19 protein-coding genes are annotated in these 21,168 nt (G+C 75.2%); 13 read left to right on the forward strand and 6 right to left on the reverse strand.

What is annotated here, in order from left to right; translation table 11 throughout:
* Nucleotides 1-42 precede the first annotated feature (42 nt).
* Nucleotides 43-948, reverse strand: a complete 906-nt coding sequence (locus OG715_RS05540) for an alpha/beta hydrolase family protein (RefSeq protein ID WP_266276860.1) — start codon at nucleotides 946-948, stop codon at nucleotides 43-45.
* A gap of 102 nt (nucleotides 949-1,050) precedes the next feature.
* Between OG715_RS05540 and OG715_RS05545 the strand changes: the two genes are divergently transcribed.
* The 3 genes from OG715_RS05545 (at nucleotide 1,051) to OG715_RS05555 (ending at nucleotide 2,727) form a co-directional block, all read left to right on the forward strand.
* On the forward strand, nucleotides 1,051-1,620 hold the full coding sequence (locus OG715_RS05545; RefSeq protein ID WP_266276859.1) for a TetR/AcrR family transcriptional regulator: 570 nt from the start codon (nucleotides 1,051-1,053) through the stop codon (nucleotides 1,618-1,620).
* A gap of 170 nt (nucleotides 1,621-1,790) precedes the next feature.
* Nucleotides 1,791-2,141 carry a thioredoxin family protein gene (locus OG715_RS05550; RefSeq protein ID WP_266276857.1) on the forward strand — a complete coding sequence of 117 codons (351 nt, stop codon included), beginning with the start codon at nucleotides 1,791-1,793 and terminating at the stop codon, nucleotides 2,139-2,141.
* A 61-nt stretch (nucleotides 2,142-2,202) separates the two neighbouring features.
* Complete coding sequence (locus OG715_RS05555) at nucleotides 2,203-2,727, forward strand: AAA family ATPase (RefSeq protein ID WP_266276855.1); 525 nt, start codon at nucleotides 2,203-2,205, stop codon at nucleotides 2,725-2,727.
* Here OG715_RS05555 and OG715_RS05560 read toward each other — a convergent pair.
* Entirely contained in the window at nucleotides 2,717-4,015 is a 1,299-nt protein-coding gene (locus tag OG715_RS05560) for an MFS transporter (protein WP_266276852.1), read from the reverse strand. The two genes, OG715_RS05555 and OG715_RS05560, sit on opposite strands and share 11 nt — an antisense overlap.
* A gap of 78 nt (nucleotides 4,016-4,093) precedes the next feature.
* Complete coding sequence (locus tag OG715_RS05565) at nucleotides 4,094-5,467, reverse strand: FAD-dependent oxidoreductase (protein WP_266276851.1); 1,374 nt, start codon at nucleotides 5,465-5,467, stop codon at nucleotides 4,094-4,096.
* Nucleotides 5,468-5,626: 159 nt separating this feature from the next.
* On the opposite strand from OG715_RS05565, the gene OG715_RS05570 reads away from it, so the two are divergent.
* The 3 genes from OG715_RS05570 (at nucleotide 5,627) to OG715_RS05580 (ending at nucleotide 7,670) form a co-directional block, all read left to right on the forward strand.
* Nucleotides 5,627-6,385 (forward strand): SOS response-associated peptidase, encoded by a 759-nt coding sequence (locus OG715_RS05570; RefSeq protein WP_266276850.1) that lies wholly within the window; start codon nucleotides 5,627-5,629, stop codon nucleotides 6,383-6,385.
* Between the two features lie 81 nt (nucleotides 6,386-6,466).
* Nucleotides 6,467-7,162 carry a helix-turn-helix transcriptional regulator gene (locus tag OG715_RS05575; RefSeq protein ID WP_266276848.1) on the forward strand — a complete coding sequence of 232 codons (696 nt, stop codon included), beginning with the start codon at nucleotides 6,467-6,469 and terminating at the stop codon, nucleotides 7,160-7,162.
* A gap of 31 nt (nucleotides 7,163-7,193) precedes the next feature.
* The gene (locus OG715_RS05580) at nucleotides 7,194-7,670 is read left to right on the forward strand and encodes a DUF3291 domain-containing protein (RefSeq protein WP_266276846.1); all 477 of its coding nucleotides are present in this window, start codon (nucleotides 7,194-7,196) and stop codon (nucleotides 7,668-7,670) included.
* 27 nt (nucleotides 7,671-7,697) lie between these two features.
* Here the strand turns inward: OG715_RS05580 and OG715_RS05585 are convergent, their stop codons facing one another.
* A complete protein-coding gene (locus OG715_RS05585; protein ID WP_266276844.1) occupies nucleotides 7,698-8,231 on the reverse strand; it encodes a GNAT family N-acetyltransferase in 534 nt (177 codons plus the stop codon).
* Nucleotides 8,232-8,467: 236 nt separating this feature from the next.
* On the opposite strand from OG715_RS05585, the gene OG715_RS05590 reads away from it, so the two are divergent.
* Nucleotides 8,468-9,463 carry an aldo/keto reductase gene (locus OG715_RS05590; protein ID WP_266276842.1) on the forward strand — a complete coding sequence of 332 codons (996 nt, stop codon included), beginning with the start codon at nucleotides 8,468-8,470 and terminating at the stop codon, nucleotides 9,461-9,463.
* A 53-nt stretch (nucleotides 9,464-9,516) separates the two neighbouring features.
* On the opposite strand, the gene OG715_RS05595 is transcribed toward OG715_RS05590, so the two are convergent.
* Nucleotides 9,517-10,332 carry a class I SAM-dependent methyltransferase gene (locus tag OG715_RS05595; protein WP_266276840.1) on the reverse strand — a complete coding sequence of 272 codons (816 nt, stop codon included), beginning with the start codon at nucleotides 10,330-10,332 and terminating at the stop codon, nucleotides 9,517-9,519.
* A gap of 312 nt (nucleotides 10,333-10,644) precedes the next feature.
* Here OG715_RS05595 and ddaH point away from each other — a divergent pair, with 312 nt between their 5' ends.
* Entirely contained in the window at nucleotides 10,645-11,463 is an 819-nt protein-coding gene (gene ddaH / locus OG715_RS05600) for a dimethylargininase (protein WP_353962761.1), read from the forward strand.
* A gap of 333 nt (nucleotides 11,464-11,796) precedes the next feature.
* On the opposite strand, the gene OG715_RS05605 is transcribed toward ddaH, so the two are convergent.
* Nucleotides 11,797-13,998: a M4 family metallopeptidase gene (locus tag OG715_RS05605; protein ID WP_266277453.1), complete on the reverse strand. Its 2,202-nt coding sequence runs from the start codon at nucleotides 13,996-13,998 to the stop codon at nucleotides 11,797-11,799.
* Between the two features lie 503 nt (nucleotides 13,999-14,501).
* On the opposite strand from OG715_RS05605, the gene OG715_RS05610 reads away from it, so the two are divergent.
* The 5 genes from OG715_RS05610 (at nucleotide 14,502) to OG715_RS05630 (ending at nucleotide 21,165) form a co-directional block, all read left to right on the forward strand.
* Nucleotides 14,502-16,028 carry a hypothetical protein gene (locus OG715_RS05610; RefSeq protein WP_266277450.1) on the forward strand — a complete coding sequence of 509 codons (1,527 nt, stop codon included), beginning with the start codon at nucleotides 14,502-14,504 and terminating at the stop codon, nucleotides 16,026-16,028.
* Complete coding sequence (locus OG715_RS05615; RefSeq protein ID WP_266276838.1) at nucleotides 16,025-17,203, forward strand: ARPP-2 domain-containing protein; 1,179 nt, start codon at nucleotides 16,025-16,027, stop codon at nucleotides 17,201-17,203. Before OG715_RS05610 ends, OG715_RS05615 begins: the two co-directional genes overlap by 4 nt.
* Before the next feature lie 259 nt (nucleotides 17,204-17,462).
* Nucleotides 17,463-18,881, forward strand: coding sequence for a hypothetical protein (locus tag OG715_RS05620; protein WP_266276836.1), 1,419 nt, complete (start codon nucleotides 17,463-17,465; stop codon nucleotides 18,879-18,881).
* On the forward strand, nucleotides 18,878-19,642 hold the full coding sequence (locus OG715_RS05625) for a hypothetical protein (protein WP_266276834.1): 765 nt from the start codon (nucleotides 18,878-18,880) through the stop codon (nucleotides 19,640-19,642). The genes OG715_RS05620 and OG715_RS05625 overlap by 4 nt, the downstream gene beginning before the upstream one ends.
* Nucleotides 19,643-19,836: 194 nt before the next feature.
* On the forward strand, nucleotides 19,837-21,165 hold the full coding sequence (locus tag OG715_RS05630; protein ID WP_266276832.1) for a hypothetical protein: 1,329 nt from the start codon (nucleotides 19,837-19,839) through the stop codon (nucleotides 21,163-21,165).
* Nucleotides 21,166-21,168: the final 3 nt, after the last annotated feature.

Genomic DNA, 21,168 nt, shown 5'->3' on the forward strand with positions numbered 1-21,168 from the left:
CGGGCGGAGGTCGGACCCGGGGGTCGGACCCAGGGGCCGGGCTCACTTGCCGGAGATGCTCCACGCGCCGTCGGTGGCGGTGGCGGTGAGGGCGGTCCAGGCGGTTCCGTCGACCTTGAGGGCGTCGAGGAGGTAGACGGAGATCGCGTCGGCGACGAGGGCGACCCGGGCGGGGTCCTCGTCGGTGGTCTCGGCGACCGCCTCGCCGGCGATGCCGCCCAGGGTGTGCTCGCCCTCGGCGACGGTGAGCAGGCTCTTCGGGGACGGGGCGAGGTGGTAGGCGTCGGTGAACCAGTCCGGCCCCCGGGTGGAGAGCCGCGACCGGTCCTTGCCGCCCGCGACGACCAGGGTGGGGACGGTCATGGTGGAGTAGTCCGGCCTCATGAACGGAAGGTGCTCGACGGCGAACGGGGTGAGCGTGTCGCCGGTCCCGGTCGCGGCGATCAGCGCGCCGGCCGTGACGGCGGGGTGGGAGTGGTCCTCGCCGGGAACACCGTCGGCGTCGAGCACGCGCGCGCCGAGGACGGCGCCGGCCGTCTGGGCGCCCCAGGAGTGGCCGACGACCGCGACGCGTCCGCGGTCGACCCGGCCCTCCAGGCCGTCCACCTGGAGAAGGACGTCGCCGAGGTGGTCGAGGACGGCGTGGAGGTCGGCGATCCGCACGCGCCAGATGCCGGCGAAGCGCGGGTCCTCCCAGCCGATGCCGTTGCGGCGGGAGTCCGGGTGGGTGGGCTGGACGACGACGAATCCGGCCGCGGCCCAGCGGTCGACGAGGGGCCCGTACCCGTCGAGGGACCAGCCGTTGCCGTGGGAGAACACGATGACGGGAAGGTCCCGGCCCGACAGTGGGGCGGTGACCTTCACCTGCAGCTCGACGCTACGGCCGGGGGCGGGGACGGCGATGGGCTTGACCGCGGCGATCCGCTGGTCCAGAGGGTGGACGGACATGGGGGACCTGCGCTTTCTCCAGGAGAAGGCTCTGCCATAATTTGGCGGAGCAGCGTTCCGCCAATCTAGCGGAACATCGTTCCGCGAGTAAAGGAGAGGCCCGTGCCGGAACCGGTCGGAGTACGGCAGGCGCAGGCGCAGCGCACCCGCGAGGGCGTGCTGGCGGCCGCCGCGGCGGTCTTCGTGGAGCAGGGGGTCCAGGCCCCCGTCCGGGACATCGCCGAACGCGCCGGCGTCGGCGTCGGCACGCTCTACCGGAACTTCCCGACCCGGGCCGAGCTCGTCACCGCCGTCTACCGGCACCAGATCGACACCTGCGCCGCGCTCGCGCCCCGGCTGCTGGAGGAGTCGGACTCCCCGTTCACCGCCCTGACCCGCTGGGCGGACGCGTTCGTGGAGTTCCTCGTGACCAAGCACGGCCTCGGCGCGGCCCTGGGGTCCGGCGACCCGGGGCTGGAGAACCTCCACACCCTGATGCTCGACACCCTCGTCCCCGCCTGCGCGACGCTCCTGGACGCCTGCGCGGCCGCCTGCGAACTCGAACCCGGCATTACCGCCTACACGTTGATGCGCGCCATCGGCAACCTCTCCATCACCGGCCCCGACTACGGCCGGGACGAGGTGGCACGGATGGTCGCCGCCCTCCTCGCGGGGTGCCGCGGCAGGGCGTAGGCACAGGGAGGCGCCCGGTGGTGGGCCGGGCCCCGCTCCGGCGACGGGACCGTTGCGGGCGGCCGACGGCCCGCGCCCGGGCTCCGAGGCGCTGGTGCCGCCGGCGGAACGCCGACCAGGGAGAATGGGGCGGCGAGCGAGCCGGTCGCGACGACGAAGGAGAAGACCGCATGGCAGCAGTCGGGGTGCACCATCCCAAGGAGGACGCGGAATTCGACTTCGTGCTCGCGCACGTCGACGGTCCGGTGCTCGCGTACTTCTGGGGCGTGTGGGCCGCCGCCTGCAAGGACCTGGAACCGGTGATCAAGGACGTGGCCCGCGCGTACGCGGGCCGCGTCGCCGTCGTCCGCACCGACATCGTGCGCTGCCCGGGGGCCACCGCACGGTACGGGGTGCTGGGCGCGCCGACCTTCGTGCTCGTCCTGGACGGCGAGGCGGTGGCCACCACGACGGAGGCGACCGACGGGGCGGGCGTCCGGGCGTTCCTGGACGCCCGTCTGCGGCCCGTCGGAGACAGCTGACGGACCCGAACCCGGACGGAGGGACCCGCCCCGGCGGCGGCCCCTGGCTAGGATCGGGCGCATGATCGTATGGCTCAACGGCACCCACGGTGCGGGCAAGACGACGACGGCCGCGCTGGTGCAGCAACTGATCCCGGATTCGCGGGTGTTCGACGCCGAGAAGGTCGGCGAGACGCTCATGGACATCACGCCGGGGCTGCCCAGTACGGACAACTTCCAGCACTGGCCGCCGTGGCGGCCGCTCGTGGTGGAGACCGCCCGGCGGGTCATCGACTACACCGGGGGCGCCCTGGTGATGCCGATGACCGTCCTGGTCGAGCAGTACTGGCGCGAGATCGCGGCGGGCCTGGCCCACCACGGCATCCCCGTACGGCACTTCGTGCTCCACGCCGACCAGGAGACGCTGCGCGGGCGGATCGAGGGGGACACCGTGCTCGGCGGCCCGTCGCCGTTCCGCCTCAGGTACCTGGAGCCCTACGCCGAGGCGGCCCGCACCTGGCTGCACGCGGAGGCCGAGGTCGTCGACACCACGCACCTCACGCCCGCCCAGGCCGCCCGGCGGATCGCGGAGGCCGTCACGGGCTGAGCCGGGCGGAGCCGTCGTCGGGGGCCCCGGCGGGGACGTCGGGCACGTCGGGGGTCGGGGGTGCCGGGCGGGTGCGCTCGGCCCAGTCGGCCAGCGGCGGGGCGGCGGCACCGAGGGCGGCGAAGAAGAGGCCGAGGAGCAGCCAGCCCGTGTGGCCGAGGCCGAGGACGACGCCGGTCAGGACCAGCGGGGCGAGGGCCTGGCCGGCGTTGAAGCCGATGCCGAACAGGCCCTGGTACTGGCCCTGGGCGTGATCGGGCGCGAGGCCGAAGCCGAGGGCGTAGCCGGCCGAGGACTCCCAGACCTCGCCGATGCTGTGGAGGACCACCGCGAGCACGGCGAGCACCGGCGCCACCCAGGCGGGGACGTCGGCCGTCAGTGCCATCAGGGGGCAGCTGAGGAGGAACATCAGCCCGGCGAGGCGGAAGGCCCGCCCGCCCTGACGGGGGGTCTCCACCTTGGAGCCGAGCCTGCTCTGGAACAGCACGCAGACGGCGCTGTTCATCGCGTAGACCGCCGCCACGGTCCAGCGCGGTGCGTCGGTGTGGGCGCTGAGCCAGATCGGCAGGAGCAGCGCGACGGTCTGGTACTGCAGGCCCATGGCGCTGTAGAGGGCGACGAAGGACACGTACGGCCGGTCGGCCAGGACCGACCACTGGCGGTGCTGTTCGGGCCGGGGCAGCGGCGGGTAGGCGGGGACGCCGAGCAGGACGACCAGTGCGGCGCCGGCGAAGCTGGCTGCGTTGGCGAGGATCAGCAGGGTGTAGGCGGCGCGGGTGTCGATCTGGAGGGCGACGCCCGCACCCAGGGTGCCGGTGACCACGCCGAGGTTGACGTAGGTCCGGAGCCTGGCCCGGAACGCGGCGGGACGCTCGCCGCCGGCCCTGGCGATGAGCGCGCCGCCCGCGGCGCCGCCCGCCGAGGCGGCCAGCCGCTCCACGGTGGCGAGCAGGACGAAGACGAACCAGCTGTCGATGAGGACGAAGGCCGCCATGGAGACGGCCTGGACGGCGAGGGAGGTCAGGCAGACCACGCGCGGCCCGTACCGGTCGGCCAGGTTGCCCGCCGGTATGCCGGCCGCCAGGCCGCAGAGGCCGGCGATCGTCAGGCCCGCCCCGACCTGGGTGGCGGGCAGGTGCACGACGAGCGTGAAGTAGAGGACGGACGCGGCGTTGAAGAGGCCGTTGCCCACCCGGTTGACGAAGCTGGAGGCGATCAGGGCCCGTTGCGGACCGGCCTCCTCGTTCTCCGACACCTTCCGGCCGGCCCCCCGCTTTATCATGATCATGCCCATGAGGCTAGCAGGGGGCCTCCCGGCGGTCTCTGACGCACCGGCCGTTCGCACACCTTCCGGACAGTCGGCGGGTCAGGCCGGGACGAGGGCGTCCCACTGGGCGCGGGTCGGGCCGTCGTGCGCCGGCTCGAAGTCCGGGCGGGCGGCCAGCCAGGCGGTGACGCTGCGGTCGACCTCGTCGGTCGCGTAGGCCTCGCCGGGCGTGCGCAGCAGGTGCCGCACCTGGGCGCGAACCCGCATGACGACGGGATCGTCGAAGGCGCAGGCGGCGAGGGCGGCGGCCCGCCGGTCCGCGGACTCCGCGCTGTCGGCGAGGCGCTGCGCGGCGACCCGGTCGGCGGCCACCTGGGCGTCGAACCAGGGGCGCAGGGCCCGTACCGTCCAGTCGTGGTAGCCGCCCGGGTCCGCGGCCGTCTCCTCGACGTGGCCGGCGAGGTACTGGGCGGCGCGCAGGCCGAGGGCCGCGCCGTGGCCGAGCGTCGGGTTGGTGTGGACGAGGCTGTCCCCGGCGTTGACCAGGCCGGTCACGACGGGGCCCGCGTCGTCGACGAGGGAGGTCCAGCGGTTGTCGAGGCCGGCCATCGCCAGGACGTCCGAGAGCGGTTCGGCGGCCAGGTCGAGCCAGGCGGCGGTGGCGGGGAAGCTGCGGGCGACGGCCTCGAACACGGCGGGGTCGGTGAGCGCGCCCCGGGTCGGGTCGGCGGTGGAGACGACCACGTTCACCGCGAAGGTGTCGTTGTCGGAGGGGAAGACCCCGGCGAGCGCGAACGGCGTGGAGGAGCCGTTGCGCAGCCGGCCCGGGTCGCGGGGGCCGTCCTCCCGCACGCGGTACCAGCGGCACAGGTAGGCGATCCCGGCGCGGTGGCTCTCGACCACGGGCGGTCGGCGCCCGGCCGCGACGAGCAGTCCGGGGACCGGGGAGCGGCGGCCGGCCGCGTCGACGACGAGGTCCGCCGGGTGGGTGTCCGCGCCGACCGCGACGCCGGTGACCCGGGCGGGGTCGCCCGGCGCGAAGGTGAGGCCGTCGACCCGGCTGCCGCGCCGCACGTCGACGGCGGGCTCCCGCCGCACGGCGGCGGCCAGGGCGGCCTCCAGCACGATCCGGCGGGTGCGGAGGGTCACCAGGTCCTCGTCCCCGGCCCGGTGCGGCGGATGCTCGTCGAACCAGTCGAACTCGTGGTACTCCCGGGCGCCGCGCGCCAGCAGGTCCGCGTAGACGTCCGGTGCCTCGGCGTGCAGCACGGTGCGCACCGGTGCGAGCAGGGAGTGGGGCTGGACGGCCTGCGGGACGCGGGGGCGGTCCCAGTGGAAGAAGTCCCGGTGCAGGTCGTCCCCGGCCTCCCGCGCGTCCTGCTCGAAGAGGGCGACGGTGTGCCCCCGTCGTCCGAGCATGAGCGCGACCCCCAGGCCGCCGATACCGCCACCGATCACCGCAACCCGCGCCACTGGCTCCCCTTCGCGTCGTGTTGCGGGTGGAGCCTACCGCCCGATGATCTTGGGGCGGCGGCCGGGGTCCGTGCGGTGCGTGGCGCGGGATACGGATGCGGGATACGTGACGCGCGGGATGCGTGACGCGCGGGGTCCGGTGCGGGCAGGATGAGGCGCATGTGCGGTCGATTCGTCTCCACCACCACCCCGCCCGATCTGGCGGAACTGCTGCGCGCCTCGCTGTGGCCGACGGCGGAGGCGCTCGCGCCGTCGTGGAACGTCGCACCGACCGACGAGGTGGCGAGCGTACTGGAACGGGTCGACCGGGAGACCGGGGAGATCACCCGCCAGGTCCGGTCGCTGCGCTGGGGGCTGGTGCCGTCCTGGTCGAAGGACCCGGGCTCCGGCGCGCGGATGATCAACGCACGGGTGGAGACGGCCGCCGAGAAGCCGGCGTTCCGCAAGGCGTTCAAGGAGCGGCGCTGCGTGGTGCCCGCCGACGGGTACTTCGAGTGGCGTCCGGTGCCGGCGGCGGACGGGCGCAAGGGCTACAAGCAGCCCTACTACCTGCACCGGCCGGACGGCGGCCTGCTGCTGATGGCCGGGCTGTACGAGTTCTGGCGCGACCGCACGGCCCCCGAGGACGCGGACGCGTGGCTGGTGACCTGCACCGTGCTGACCACCGAGGCGACCGACGCGGCCGGCCGGATCCACGACCGGATGCCGGTCACCCTCACCGCCGACACCCTGGACGCCTGGCTCGACCCGGCCGTCACCGACCCCGCCGAGGTCCGCGGCCTGCTGCACGCACCGGCGGGCGACCTGCTGGTGCGACCGGTCGCGACCGCGGTGAACAGCGTCCGCAACGACGGCCCGCAGCTGCTGGACGCGGTGGCGGACCCGCTGCCGGAGGTCACCGGCGGCCACTACGCCTGAGGCGGCGGGGCCGCCGGCGGGCGGGGGCTTGCGACGGGCAGAGCTTCTAACGGCGACCCGCGTTGTTCTTAGAATGGCCGGATGGAGGACATCGACGCGATCGCGGTGCTGCAGGACCCAGTGCGGCGCCGACTGTACGAGTACGTGGTGGCGCAGGGCCGCGAGGTCGGCCGCAACGAGGCCGCCGAGGGCACGGGGGTGGCCCGCACACTTGCCGCGCACCACCTCGACCGGCTCACGGAGGCCGGGCTGCTGGAGAGCGGCAGCCGCCGGCTGACCGGCCGCTCGGGCCCGGGGGCGGGCCGGCCCGCCAAGGTGTACACCCGGGCCCGCGCCGAGCACGCGGTGTCGTTGCCCGCCCGGGACTACCGCACCGCCGCCGAACTGCTCGCCGGGGCTGCCGAGGCGGCCGGGCTGGACCTCGTGCTCCACGAGGCCGCGCGCCGCCGGGGGGAGGCGCTGCGTGGAACGGGTGCGTCCTGCGGCGGCCTCGACCAGGCGATGGAACTGCTGGCCGCGCGCGGCTACGAGCCGTACCCGGTGCGGGCCGACGGGGCCGGCGAGGACGACGTTGACGGCGCCGCGGCGACGGCGGTCCGGATGCGCAACTGCCCGTTCCACGCCGTCGCCGAGCAGTTCCCGCCGCTGGTGTGCGGCATGAACCTCGCGCTGCTGGAAGGGCTGTTGGGGACGGACGGTCCGGTCCGGGCGCGGATGGACGCCCGGCCGGGCGAGTGCTGCGTGGTGGTCGAAGCTTCTAAAAACAATGATGATTGACATAGAAACTCGGGCCGTGCTGGGATGAGGCATGACTTCGTCCCGGCCTGCCCAGCTCGCGCAACTCAACGTCGCCACGCTGCTCCACCCGATCGACGACCCGCGGATCGCGCCGTTCGTCGAGCTGCTCGACCCGGTCAACGCCGCCGCCGACGGGACACCCGGCTTCGTCTGGCGGCTGGTCGAGGACGGCACGGACGACGCCACCGGCCTGCGCCCGGCGGGCCCGGACGTCGTCGTCAACCTGTCGGTGTGGGAGAGCCAGGAAGCCCTGTGGGAATTCGCTTACCGTAGCGGGCACTTGGAGGCGATGCGGCGCCGGCGGGAATGGTTCGCACGGAACGTCGAGGCGCACCTGGTGCTCTGGTGGGTGCCCGCCGGGCACCGCCCGGGCGTCGCCGAGGCGCTGGAGCGGCTGGAGCACCTGCGGGCGCACGGGCCCTCGCCGCAGGCGTTCACCTTCGCCTCCGCGTTCAGCGCCGAGGAGGCCCGGTCGCTGACGGGGTGAAGGGGCACAGAAGGAGACCGGGTCCGGTCAGAGCAGCGGCAGCGCCATCTCCAGTTCGCGGGCGGCCGGGTCCAGCGGGTAGGGCTTGGTGCCGCCGGTGGGCTCGAAGCCCCGGCGCCGGTAGAAGGCGGCGGCCCTGGCGTTGTCCTCGTGCACGGTGAGCAGCAGGCGCCGCGCGCCCGTCTCCCGGGCCCAGGCGACGATCGCGTCCAGCATGCGGTCCGTCACCCCGCGCTCGCGGCCCCGGTGCTCCGGGTGGACCCAGACGCCGACCAGCAGCGCCGTCCCCGGCTCGGGCGTGAAGCCGATCATCGTTCCGACCCACTCCCCCGCCCCGGCGCCGTCGTCGCCGCCGTCGTCGTGCACGGCCGCCAGACCGACGCTGCCGGGCTCGTTGACCCGGCGGACCCGGGAGTGCCACTCCTCGTCGCCGTGGGCCAGCGCGGTCCCGTAGGTCTCCACGAAGGCCATCGGGGTGTCCAGCAGCTGCGCGAGGCGCACCTCCCGCAACCGCTCCCAGTCCGTGTCCGTCCGGCCGATCCGTTCGATCCGGTAGGTCATGACGGGCCCCCTCGATGGTCCTCGCTCGAACACATTCGACACATCCGGCACAGGAGCATAGGCACCCGGGCGGGAGCGGTCGGCGGCGGGGGCTGTCGGCGCAGGTCAGGGGCCGGTCGGGGGCCGGTCCGGGACGGCGGGGCCGATAGGGTGCGGTGGGGCGGACCCCGCCGCGACCCGCCGTCCTGCCGTCCTGCCGACCTGCCGACCTGCCGACCTGCCGATGGAGACCCGCCATGCCGACCGCCCACGCCGCCGCCGAAGCGTCCGGACCGTCGATCGCGCGGTTCGGGCTGGGCACAGCGGCCGTCGGACGGCCCGGGTACATCACGCTCGGCCGCGACCTCGACCTCCCGGCCGAGCGCACCGCGGACGCCCTGCGCGCGCGGACCCACGACCTGCTCGACGCCGCCTTCGCCGCCGGTGTGCGCTACTTCGACACCGCCCGTTCGTACGGGCGCGCGGAGGAGTTCCTCGGTGCCTGGCTCGCCGCCCGGCCGCAGGCGGCGGCCGAGGTGACGGTCGGCAGCAAGTGGGGGTACACGTACACGGCCGACTGGCGGGCCTCCGGTGTGCCGGTGCACGAGGTCAAGGAGCACTCGACGGCCGTCTTCGACCGTCAGGTGCGGGAGAGCCTCGCGCTGCTGGGCCGCCGTCCGGACGTCTACCTGGTGCACTCGGTCACGCCGGGCAGCCCCGCGCTCACCGATCCCGCGCTGCACGCCCGGCTGGCCGCGCTGGCCGCCGAGGGCGTGCGGGTGGGCCTGTCGACCAGCGGCCCGGAGCAGGCGGCGGCGATCCGGGCGGCGCTGGCGGTGACGGTGGACGGCCGGCCGCTGTTCGGCGCCGTGCAGTCGACCTGGAACGTGCTGGAGCCCTCGGCCGGACCGGCGCTGGCCGAGGCGCACGCGGCGGGCCTGCTCGTCGTGGTCAAGGAGGGCATGGCCAACGGCCGGCTCGCCGACCGCAACGCCACCGGCCCGGACACCGCCGCCCTGCGCGCGCTCGCCGCCCGCACCGGCGCCTCCTGCGACGCCCTCGCGCTGGCGGCCGTCGCCGCGCAGCCCTGGGCGGACGTGGTGCTGTCCGGCGCGGCCACCACCGACCAGCTCGCCTCGAACCTGGACGCCGCCGGGCTAGCCCTCGACGCCGCCGCCTCGGCCGGTCTCGCGCCGCTCGCCGAACCGGCCGCGCGGTACTGGAGCACACGCTCGGCGCTGCCCTGGGCCTGACGGCCCCGGGTCCCGGGTCCCGGGCCCCGCAGGATCCGCCCGGGACGGCGCCGTCAGCGCGGGGCGCGGCGGACCGTCAGCATGTCCTGGGTGTGGCCGATGGTGTAGCCGCCGTCCGGCCGGGCGAAGTGGCGCTCGACGTAGGCGGTCAGTTCGTCCCGGTCGGGCAGCCGGTCCAGGACCGCCAGGTCGGCGACGTTCACCATGAACTCCGCGACGTCCACCGCGTCCGTCAGCCGGTCCGTCCGGAAGCGCAGGTCGAGGGTCTCCAGGGCCACCGCGTGCTCCGGCCCCTGTTCCGCCAACTGCTCGGCGAGCGGCCGCAGGTCGTAGCGCACACCGGTGAAGTGCGCGGCCATCCGCATGCAGGGGCTCTCCGGGTTCTGCAGCACGACCAGCAGCGTCCCGCCGGGCGCCGCCCAGTCCAGGACCCGGCCGACGGTGTGCAGCCAGTCCTCCGACGGCACGTAGTAGAGCACGTGGGAGAGGTGGACGAGGTCCGCCGGCTCGGGCGGTTCGGCCGCGTCGATCGGGTCGGGCAGGACGAGGGCGTCCGGGCAGACGGCGCGCAGCCGCTCGCGCATCGCCGCGCTGGGCTCGATCGCGACCGTGCGCTCGAAGTACTGCGCCAGGTGGGCGGTGGTGCGGCCCTCGCCGGCGCCGACGTCCAGCAGCACCCGGCGGCGCTCCAGGCCGGTGGCGACCTCGGTCAGCCGGGCGTGGGTGAGGGGCTTCTCGTCGGTGCCGGCGAGGAACAGCTCGAACGCCCGGCGGTAGGCGGCGCCGGAGGTGTCCAGCACGCGCATCGGGGCGGTGGCCGCGTCCGGCGCCGCTCCCGTGCCCGTGCCCGCTCCCGTGCTGGTCCCCATCGTGCGGTCTCCTCGTCGACGCGGCGTGTACGGCCGGGCCAGTCCACCGCAGCGCCCCGCACCGTCCGCGCAGGCACGTTCCTGCCCGCGTGTCGTGGAGCGCGCACCCCCTGACGGGTACGGGGCCGTCCCCGACCTGCGCCGACACCGCCGGACGCCGACCCCGGCTGGACCGCCGCCGTCCGATCACCGTGCATGTCGCGGCCACGTGCGCGATCGCCTCGCCCGGCACGCTCGGGGCAACCGACGGGGCGCACCCCGCACCCGCCCGGTCCCTCCCGCACCACCCCGCCGGAAGGAAGACCACCGCCCGTGTCCCGTACCGCCCGCCCGCGCCACTACCTGATGTGCCGTCCGACGCACTTCACGGTCGACTACTCGATCAACCCGTGGATGGAGCCGGCGAAGCCGACCGACGCCGACCGCGCCGTCGCCCAGTGGGAGCAGCTGTACGCGCTGTTCCAGGAGCTCGGCCACACCGTCGAGTTGATCGATCCGCTGCCCGGCCTGCCCGACATGGTGTTCGCGGCCAACGGCGCGACCGTGGTCGACGGCACCGCCCTGGTCGCCCGGTTCCGGCACGAGGAGCGCGCGGACGAGGCGCCGGCGTACGTGGAGTGGTTCCGCTCGCGCGGCTACCGGGCGGTGCACCGGGCCGAGTTCACCAACGAGGGCGAGGGCGACTACCTGCTCGTCGGCGACCGCGTCCTGGCCGGCACCGGCTTCCGCACCGACCGGCGGGCGCACGCCGAGACGGAGCGCGTCCTCGGCCGCCCCGTGGTCACCCTGGAGCTGGTCGACCCGCGCTACTACCACCTGGACACCGCGCTCGCGGTGCTCGACCACGACGAGATCATGTACTACCCGGCCGCCTTCTCGCCCGAGAGCCGCCGCACCCTGGCCGGGCTGTACCCGGACGCTGTGCTCGCCACCGACGAGGACGCGGCCGTCTTCGGCCTCAACGCCGTCTCGGACGGCCGCCGGGTGGTGCTGCCGGAGGCGGCGGTCGGGCTGGCGGCGCGGCTGCGGGAGCGGGGCTTCGAGCCGATCGGGATCGACGTCACGGAGCTGCTCAAGGCGGGCGGCAGTGTGAAGTGCTGCACCCTGGAGCTGCGCGGCGCCCCGGCCTGACAGCTCACCGGCCCGCAGGCCCGGGCACCGGGCACCGGGTGACGTGCGGGGGCGGCCGGCGGAAAACCGGGTGCGGCCCCCGCACCACCCGGTGCTACTGTCGTTGCGGCCGGCCGCGGGACTCCGGTGCGACTTCCGGAATGTGCCTCTACCGCAATGATTCGCAGCTCGTACCCCCATTCCCCGGCCGGCCGTCCCCTACGACAACCGGGACGGCCGAGCGGTACGCCCGACCGTCCTGACCGTGACGAGCCGTCCGGTCCGTGACATGCGTGCGCCCGGGTGGTCCGGCCGGCGTTGCGGGCCGGCCGGAGCACCCGGGCGGGAGCGCGGTCAGAAGATGATCCTCCAGCTGTCGACGCGGCCCGAGTCGACGCGGTACATGTCCTGCACCCGGAGCCGCCAGGTGCCGTTGGCCTGCTGGGTGGAGGCGTCCACCGTGTAGGTCTCGATCACGTTGTCGGCCGAGTCGCCGACACTGGCCTTCTTCAGCGAGTACACGGTCCCGTCCGGGCCGATCAGGTCGACGGCCAGGTCACCGCGCCAGGTGTGCTTGATGTCCACGGCCACCTTGAGGTCGCTCGGCGCCGCGCCCGGGATCCGGTCGACGGCGATGTCCGAGAAGACCGCCGGGCCGCCGTCCGGGATCGGTACGGCGGTAGCGTTGGCGAAGATGCCCCGGGAGACCTTCCAGCTGAACGTGGTCGAGAGCTGCCTGTTGTGGGAGGCCTTGGCGGTGACGGTCACCGGGTAGGTCCCGGCCGCGGCCGGGGTGCCGGTGATGCGGCCGGTGACCGGGTGGAGCCGGACGCCGTCGGGGAGGCCGGTCGCGTGGTAGGTGACGGCGCCGGGGTTGAAGTTGATGGCCTTGACCTCGAACTCGGTGGCCGCGCCGACCTCGGTGACCTGGTCGGCGACGGGGTCGAGGAGCAGGCCCTCGACGACGCGCGGGCCGACGTTGACCGCCGCCCAGGCGTTGGCGGCGTTCATGTACGTGGCGCTGAGCTGCCCGTACAGGTCGGCGGTGGCCCGGAGGGTCGCGGTGCGGGCCGCGGCGTAGTCGGTGGACGAGGTCATGTAGGTGGTGAGCGCCCGGTACCAGATCCTGGCGGCGGCGTCCCGGCCGATGGCGGTCACCGGCAGGCCGTCGGAGGTCGGGGAGTCGTAGGCCACCCCGTCGACGGTCTTGGCACCGCTGCCCTCGGAGGCCAGGTAGAACCAGTGGTTGGCCGGGCCGGAGGAGTAGTGCACGTCGACGGTGCCGAGGTCGGCCGACCAGGCGTCCCGCGACCTGCCGTCCTTCGAGGGCTTGTCCATGTACCGCAGCGGGGTGCCGTCGCCCCTGATGTCGATCTTCTCGCCGACCAGGTAGTCGCCCCGGTCCTCGGGGTTGCCGGCCCAGAACTCGATGGCGGCGGCCATGATGTCGGAGGTCGCCTCGTTCAGGCCGCCGGACTCGCCGCCGTAGATCAGGCCGGCGGTGGCGGAGGTGATGCCGTGGGTCATCTCGTGTCCGCCGACGTCGATCGAGGTGAGCGGCTTGACGTTGCCCGCGCCGTCCCCGTACGTCATGCAGAAGCAGGTGTCGGACCAGAACGCGTTGACGTAGTTGCTGCCGTAGTGCACCCGGGTGTAGGCGCCGACCCCGTCGTCCTTGATGCCCTCGCGGCCGTGGACGTCCCGGTAGTAGTCCCAGGTGAGTTGGGCGCCGTAGGCGGCGTCCACGGCGGCGGTCTGCCGGTTGGCGACGGTGCCGTCGCCCCAGGTGTCGGTCGGGTTGGTGAACAGCGTCCTGGTGGAGCTGGTGCCGTTCAGGTCGTACGTGCTGTGGCCGCCCCGGGTGGGGTCGGTCATCGCGTAACCGCCGCCGTCGGCCGCCGAGGTGCCGATGGTGACCTGGCCGGAGTACTTGCTGGTGCCGAGGCCGGTCTCGATGCCCTGGTACTCGAAGATCTTCTTGCCGGAGTTCGCGTCCGTGACGACGTGCAGCTCGGAGGGCGTGCCGTCCTCCTGCGTGCCCGTCACGACCGTCTCCCACGCGAGCCGCGGGGTGCCCGATCCGGCCCAGACCACCTTGCGGGCGTCGCCGGCCGCCGCCCCCGCCACCTTCGCCGCCGCGGCGCCGGCGAGCGCGAGGCCCTTCGCCGCCCCGGCGCTCTCCTTCGGGCTGGTGTCGACGGCGATGTCCGCACCGGTGGCCCGGGTGACACCCTTGCTCGAACCGTCGCGGGCGGTGTGCACGACCAGGTCGCCGCCGAGCACCGGCAGTCCGTCGAAGGTCCGCTCGTAGCGGGTGTGCACGGTGCCGTCCGCGTCCTTGGTGACGCCCCGGACGACCAGGGCCTCCTTCGGACCCAGCTTCAGCGCGGCGGCCGTCCTCGCCCTGTTGGCGTCGGCGGCGGCCAGCAGGGCGCCGCGCTGCGCGGCCGACAGGGAGGCCGGCAGCGCGCCGGCGAAGGCCCGCACCCCTGCGGGCGCCCCGCTCGCGCCGTCCGCCGCGGAGGCGACACCGGCGGGCAGGGCGGCCGCGATCATCGCGGCGCCGGCGATCAACGCGCTCACGGGGACGGACTTTTTGCGGAATCGAGTCACACGGAACTCCTTCTGCGACGGCCGGGTTCAGGCGGCCGGAGTCAGCCGGGCGGCCGAGAGGGGTGCCGCCCGGTAGAGCTGGTGGTTCGACTGGCAGGAACGGCCTTCGACGTACTCGCCGCGCGGCGCGGTGCCCGGGCGACTGCCAGGGCCTCGGCGTCAGCGGCGGGACGGTACACAGTGCCATTTTTGGTGAGGGCATGTCATCAACGGGGCCGCAAGTTGGCCGAAATGCTCCGCCGACGACCGAGTCGCGCCCGCACCCGCGGGAGCACGGACCCGTGCCCTCCGCGCGGCCGCGTCCGAGGAGGGAGCCGCGGTCGGTCGCGCGGGCCGCGAAATCGGGTTGGCCCATCCGATTCGTCCCGATAGCATCCGGGGACCGGACGGCGACTGGCGCCGTACCGGTGCTGGTCAGCAGCGTGACAGACGCGGGGGCGGTCCTGGTGGAGACGTACGGCGACCTCGTCGCCGCCGAGGACGTGCTGCTGTTCGTCAACGCCGCGATCACCGGCACCGGCCAGCGCGAGTTCCACAGCGGGGCCGCCGAGCAGCAGCTCTCGCTCGACTTCCTGCACGAGTACATGCTCGTCAACTACCGCGGCCCGTACGCCGCCGCGCTCGCCCTCGACATCAACGACCACAACTCCGCCCTGATCGTCCGCCGCCTGCTGGAGACCTCCCGCGACGCCACCGACGAGCAGCGGCGCACCGAGGGCCGGCTGATCGCCCGACGGCTGCGGCTGCTGCCGCCGCAGCGGGTCTACCGGCTGATCGGCGAGCTGCGCCGCGCCAAGGTCAACAACCGCCGTACCCGGGCGATCCTGCGCGACTGGCTCGCCGCCCGCCCCGACCAGGCCCTCGACGCCGTCAAGTACCGCGCCGGGCTCAAGCTCGCACTGCGCCACACCCATCTGCGCCCCGTCGCCGAGGAGACCGGCGACTTCCTGTACGCCCCGCGCCGACGCCCCCGCTACACCGCGCCCCTGCTGGACGCCTGGCGGCGCGCCCACTTCCAGCAGGGCGCGCTCTACGAACTGCCGTACACCGTCGCGGAGGGCTTCGCGAACCGCCACGGCATCCCCCGGGCCGCCTTCCTGCAGAAGATCGAGCCGCGGCTCACCGGCCTGGAGCGGCTGCGCCTCCAGGAGTCCGCCCGCACCCTCGGCGCCACCGCCGTCACCGCCGACGCCACCGCACTCGCCCGGATGCCGCTCACCCGGCTCGCCTCGTACGTGCTGGGCCTTCCGCCCGCCGCGCGCACCGCCCGCCGCGCCGAACTGACCGACGCCCTGCGGGGCGCGGCGCGCCGGGCGGTGCGCGCGGCCGGGGCGGAGGAGGGCGGTTGGGGCCGGGTCACGGCCGTGCTCGACGACAGCTGGTCCGCGTACGGCTCGGGCGTCAAGCGCCGCCGGCCGCTCGCCGCCGCGCTCGCCTGCCACTTCCTGCTGGCCGCGCTGGCCGGCGAGTACACGGCGCTGTGGACCTCCGGGCACGGCGACGCGCTGCTCGCCCGCCCGTCCGGTCCGACCCCGCTCGGGCGCCGCATCCTGGACGCGCTGGACACCGCGCCCGAGCGGCTGGTGATCGTCTCCGACGGCTGGGACAACGCCCCGCCCGGGCTGGCCGCCGAGGTGCTGCGGGTGTGGCGCACCCGGCTCGACCCGGAGCACCGGACCAGCATCGTGCACCTCAACCCGGTGTACGACGCGGAGGGCTTCGACGTCCGCCGGCTCGCCCCGACGGTGCCCACGGCCGGGCTGCGCGACGCCGAGGACCTGCCCGCCCTGGTCGAGTTCGCGCGCTTCGCCGAGGGCCGTACGGACCTCGCGGAGCTGACGGCGCACCTGGCCGCCCGCACCGAGCGGTTCCTGGCGGGGGACGGCGCGGTGCGCGTACCGGTGGCCCCGGCGGCCGACCCCATCGCCGAAACCACTGAGACCACCGAGAGCGCTGAGGAGACCGTCCGATGACCACCACCCCGGCCGCCCCGGCGTTCCGCCTCGACCTCGCCGGCCTCGACTCCCGGCCCGCCCAGGTGTGGGGCGGTGTCCGCCTGGTGCCCCTGGTCCGCGCCGAGCCGATCGAGGACCTCCGCCTCCACCAGGAGCTCTACGAGCCGGAGTACACCGCCGTCCCGGTCGGCCGCCGCACCGACTACCTCGCCTTCGTCCCCCACGGCTTCGTCGCCGACTGGACCCGCGACGGCACTGCCGCCGCCGCCTACGGCACCCGGCTCGACACTCCCTCCGCCATCACCGCGAGCACCCCGCCCGACCGCGTCCGGGTCCGGGTGCCGCGCCGGATCGCCAAGCGCGAGAACCGCACCCGGCTGCGCTTCCTGCCGCTGCACCTCGCCCTGGAGGGCTATCTCGCCCTGCACTTCGGCGGCCCGTCGATCGCCTGGGAGGAGTACTCCGAGCGCGCGCTGCGCAACGGCCTCTCGCCGCGCGCCGAGGAGGCGTACGCCGGCGACCGGGTCCGCGGCCTCGCCGACGCCCTGCGGGTCTTCGAGATCCACCCCGGCCAGTGCGGCCTGGTCGTGTACGTCGCCGACGCGCTCGCCGCGGCCTTCGTCGTCCCGCACCCCGACGACTACCGCGCGCTGCACCGGACCCTGCTGCTCGACCTCTTCGGCGAGCTGATCCACCACTACGCCCTCCTGTCCGCCCCCGTCCCGGACTTCCGGGCCGATCTGCGCACGGCCGGTCCGATCAACTCGACGGCCGAGCTGCGCGCGGCCGTCGACGGCCAGGAGCGCGCCTGGGCGACCTTCCACGACGGCACGATGGCCGGCGGCCTGCTGGACCCGGACTACCGGGCGCGGACGGTGCGCCGGCTGGGCCGTTTCCGCCTCGACCGGTTCCGGCCGGAGTTCCGCCCCAAGGAGGAGAACCACATCGGCGAGGCGATCACCGACGAGCACGGCCGGCTCGCCTACCTCAAGACCTTCCGCCTCTCCGAGGCCCAGGTCCGGCGCGGCCACCTGCTGGACCGCCTCGCCGCCCACGACTGGCACCTGCCGACGGCCGCCGCCGCGCTCGGCCTCACCGAGCCCCAGCTCGGCCTGCGCCTCGAAGGCGCCGGCTTCGCGGGCCTGCTGCGCCAGGACGTCCTGGACCACTACCGCCGCGCCGCGCGCCAGTAGCGCGGGTCCGCTCCGGAGCCGCCCCGCCACCGCAGCTGCCTCCGCCATGCCCTGGGCATGGTGCGGGGGCGGGCGTGGGGCGATGATGGTAGAAGGTTCGTGGAAGGACGGTCGGCGATGACCCGACAGCCGCACCATTCCTTACCCGAGGACGAACCCCACCGCTCCGCCCGTCCCACCGGGTCCTCGGTGGACCGGTCCGGGGCCGGCGGGGCCGACCGGTAGGCGGTCGACCGTGTCGGCGGGTTCCGGACGCGCGGTGGGCCGCGTCCTGGCCTCGGTGCTGCTGGGCACCGTGGTCGCGCTGCTGTGCGCGCTGCTCGCGCCGACCGCGTGGGCGCAGGCCTCGATGACGCTGTCCCCCGACCACGGACCGCCAAGGACCAGTGTGACGGTCGACGGCACGGGGTTCACGAGCTGCCGCCCCGGGCCGAAGTCCCCGCCCGCGACCGCGCAGCTGTTCTGGGACAACACCCCTGCGGGACCGGCCCCGCTCGACGCGAACGGACGGATCCACGGGTTCGTCGACGTCCCGGCGAACGCCGAACCCGGTCCGCACCTGGTCGTCGCCTCCTGCCCGATCGTCCGCTCGCCCGCCTCGCCGCAGCCGGACGCCCCGGCACCCGGGGCGCCGGGTCTGGCCGCGACGACCACCGAGACCGTCGCCAGGGACTTCGTGGTCGACCCGGACACTCCGCAGACCCTCGCCCTCACCCCGGCGAGCGGGCCCGTCGGCCGTCCGTTCACCGCCCGGGGCACCGGGTTCACCTGCCCCGCCGACGAACCCGTCGTGCTGCGCTGGGAGCAGCGTGAACTGGGCCGGGTCCGACCGTCCGACGGCAACTTCGAGCTGAGCGTCACCGTGCCCGCCGACGCGGTGCCGGGCCCGCACCCGGTGGAGGCGTCCTGCGGACCGGCGGCGGAGCGCCGCGCCACGGCGACGTTCACCGTCGACCGGGGCGGCAGCGTCACCCCGACCCCGACGCCGGGCCCGACGCCGACCCCGGACCCGTCGGACGGGCCCGTGCTGCGGGTGGAGCCCGGCGCCGCAAGGCCGGGCCAGCAGGTCGCGCTCACCGGGACCGGCTTCGCCTGCCGGGGTGCCGAGGCGGAGCTGACCTGGAACGGCGTCGTGTGGGAGCACGCCGGCACCGGTCCGGGCGACGGGTTCGTGGTGACCACGCGGATCGCGGACGACGCCCGGCCCGGGCACTACCGGCTGCGCGCCGTCTGCCCGGACCGTCCGGAGATGTCCGGGTCCACGGACTTCGAGGTGCTGTCGGCCCACGTCGTTCCCGACCCGGGCGGGGGCGACGCGGCACCCACGGCGCTGGTGGTCGGCTCGACGGCCGGCGGCGCCGCGGTGCTCGCCGCCCTCGCCGGTACCTACGTGCTCGGCCGGCGGCGGGGACCGCACTGGGTGTCGGCGCACGTCGCGGTCGCCCCGGTGGCCGGTGCGCCGCCGCGGCCGCTGGTCACCGAGACGGACGACCCGGCCGGGCCCGGCCGCACCGTCCGGCTGGAGAGCCGGGAGGACCCCGGCACGCAGCGCGTCGAGGAGACGACCGGGGGCGGGGCGACAGGGGGCGGGACGACCGGCGGGGAGGTCAGTGGCGGGGAGGTCAGTGGCGGGGAGACCGGTGCCGAGGAGGGGGAAACGACGGAGGAGGAGCCATGACCACCGCCACGCTCACCGATCCGGCGACCGCGCGCGTGCTGCTGTTCGGGACGGACGCGCCCGGCAGCGCCGTCGACGCGCTCGCCGAGTCCCTGCACGGACAGGGCACCGTCGGCACCCTGCTGCACGGTGTCCCGCGGCTGACCGGCGCGGCCGGGCAGGCCGTCGAGCGCGAGGTGGCCACCGCGCTGGACCGCCAGCTCGGACGCGACCTGTTCGGATTCGCCGCCGCCGGCTGGTCCCGGTACGCCGCCCTGACCTCGGCCGCCCGCCGCACCCGGGCCGACCCCGCGTCGGAGGAGGTCGTGGCACTCGCCGACCACCGCATCACCTCGGCCAACAGCCCGCGTGTCGATCTGCTCGTCGACGGCACTCCGGTCGGCTCGGTCCGGATGGAGCTGACCGTCGTCATCGAGCTGGCGGGCATCGTCGCGGTGGTCCGACAGGCCCGTCTGGTGGCGCTGCGCGCAGGCAATTGCACCGTCACCGGGACGCTCACCGTGAACCAGGAGGAGATCGTCCGGCGCCGCCGCCGGTACGACCTGCCCGGCGCGGTGACCTTGCGGAACGGAATCCCGCTGCTCGCGGACGAAGCGGCCCCGCCGGGGGCCGGGGCAGGAACGGAAGCCCGGGCCGGGGCGGCAACGGAAGCCCGGGCCGGGGCGGAGACCGAACGCCTTCCGCAGGCCGACGGGGCCGCGACGGCACGGGCCGGGGCGGAGACCGAACGCCTTCCGCAGACCGGCCACCGGGTCGCCTGACGGACCGTGCGGGCGGATCGGACCGGGCCTCGGACCGGGCCGGCCGGTCGGCCGGGCGAGGGCGCGCGAGGGCGGGAGGCGGACCCGGTCGCGAAACCTGTGGCGCTCGGGCACCGGGCGCGGCTAGGCTCCGGGCCGATGAAGACTTCCGCTCCTCACGAAGTGGGGGTCCGGTCCACGCAAGGTGAGTGCTGATGAGCGCTCACCTCGCGACCGGAGATCCCCGACACTCCTTCTGGCTGCACGTGCGCGAGTTCGCCGTGCCGGCCTCGGTCATCGAAACCGCGACAGCCCGGCGAATCGCCGGGGACTGGGCCGGGGCGTGCGCCGCCGCCCGGGTCGATGTCGACCTCGATCTGCGGTCCGCCGCTCGGCGCCACGGGCGCGAGCTGGCCGACCGACTCCGCTGCGACCTGCGGGCGTTGGCGCCCGACCTGCTGCGCTGGCACCTGCCGAGGGTCGCGCCCGTCGGGCTGCTGCGGCCCGGGCTGACCCTCTCGCTCGCCAGGTACGGCGCGGTGCACCTGGTGGTGCGCACGCCGCCGGGCCGGGCGAGCGGCGGGCAGCGGTTCAGCCTCGCCCTCCAGGACGGGACCGCACCCCGCAGGCCCGCCCACGGACGCGCGCCGGAACATCCGGCCGACGCGTCGCACCCGCATCCGCACCCCAGTGCGCGGTTCCGGCTGGACCTGCACCGCCACCTCTGGGACGCCGGCCGCAGTGGCGAACTGCCGCTCCGCTCCGGGGGCCCCGAGCGGTGGGCGGCCGAGGCCAGGATCCTGCTCCGCGCCGAGGGCCGCCCCGACGGCGAAGGGGCCGTGCGGGTGCGGCTCGGGGCGCGCGAGGTGGTGGTGGGGACGGGCGTCGGCGGACAATCGGTGCCGTCGGTGCTCCCCGGACCGCTCCTCGTGCTGCCCGACGCGGCGGTCCGGGTGCCGCCCGATCTGGAGCTGCTCCGGGCCGGGCTGATCGGCCCCGAGGGCCTGCATCCGCTGGTCGCCGCAGCCCTCGCCCCCACCGCCGCCGCGCCACCGTCCGACCCGGGCGGCCCGAGCTCCGGCTTGTTCCCCGGCCGACCACGCGTCGTGCGGTGCCGAGGCAACCTCCACCGGATCGGCCTGGTCGACGGGGTGCTCACCGCGCTCGACCACCGTCCCGACGAGATCCGCCGCGAAGAGCTGCTGATGGAACTCACCGGCACTCCGCTGCCCTGTCTCCGGACCATCGACGACGCCCACCGCCGCCCGGAGAGCCTCGCCGACGTCCGCGCGCGCCTCGACCACGGCGACACCGCCGGCGCGCTGGCCGCCGTCGAGGACCTGCTCGGTCCGGAGGCCACGCTGCGCACCGGCCCGCTGCGGGACGCGCTCGCGGAGGCCGCCGAACGGCGGGTCGCCAACGGCCTGTTCCGGGCCGGCCTCACCGACCCGGCACCGCGCCGGCCGGACGTCGGCCGGCCGCCCGGGCCTCGGCCTCGGCCGCAGGAGCACCGCGCCCACCCGCGGCACGCCAGCGATCGCTGAACC

The organism is Kitasatospora purpeofusca (assembly GCF_036010405.1).
Taxonomy (GTDB): domain Bacteria; phylum Actinomycetota; class Actinomycetes; order Streptomycetales; family Streptomycetaceae; genus Kitasatospora; species Kitasatospora purpeofusca.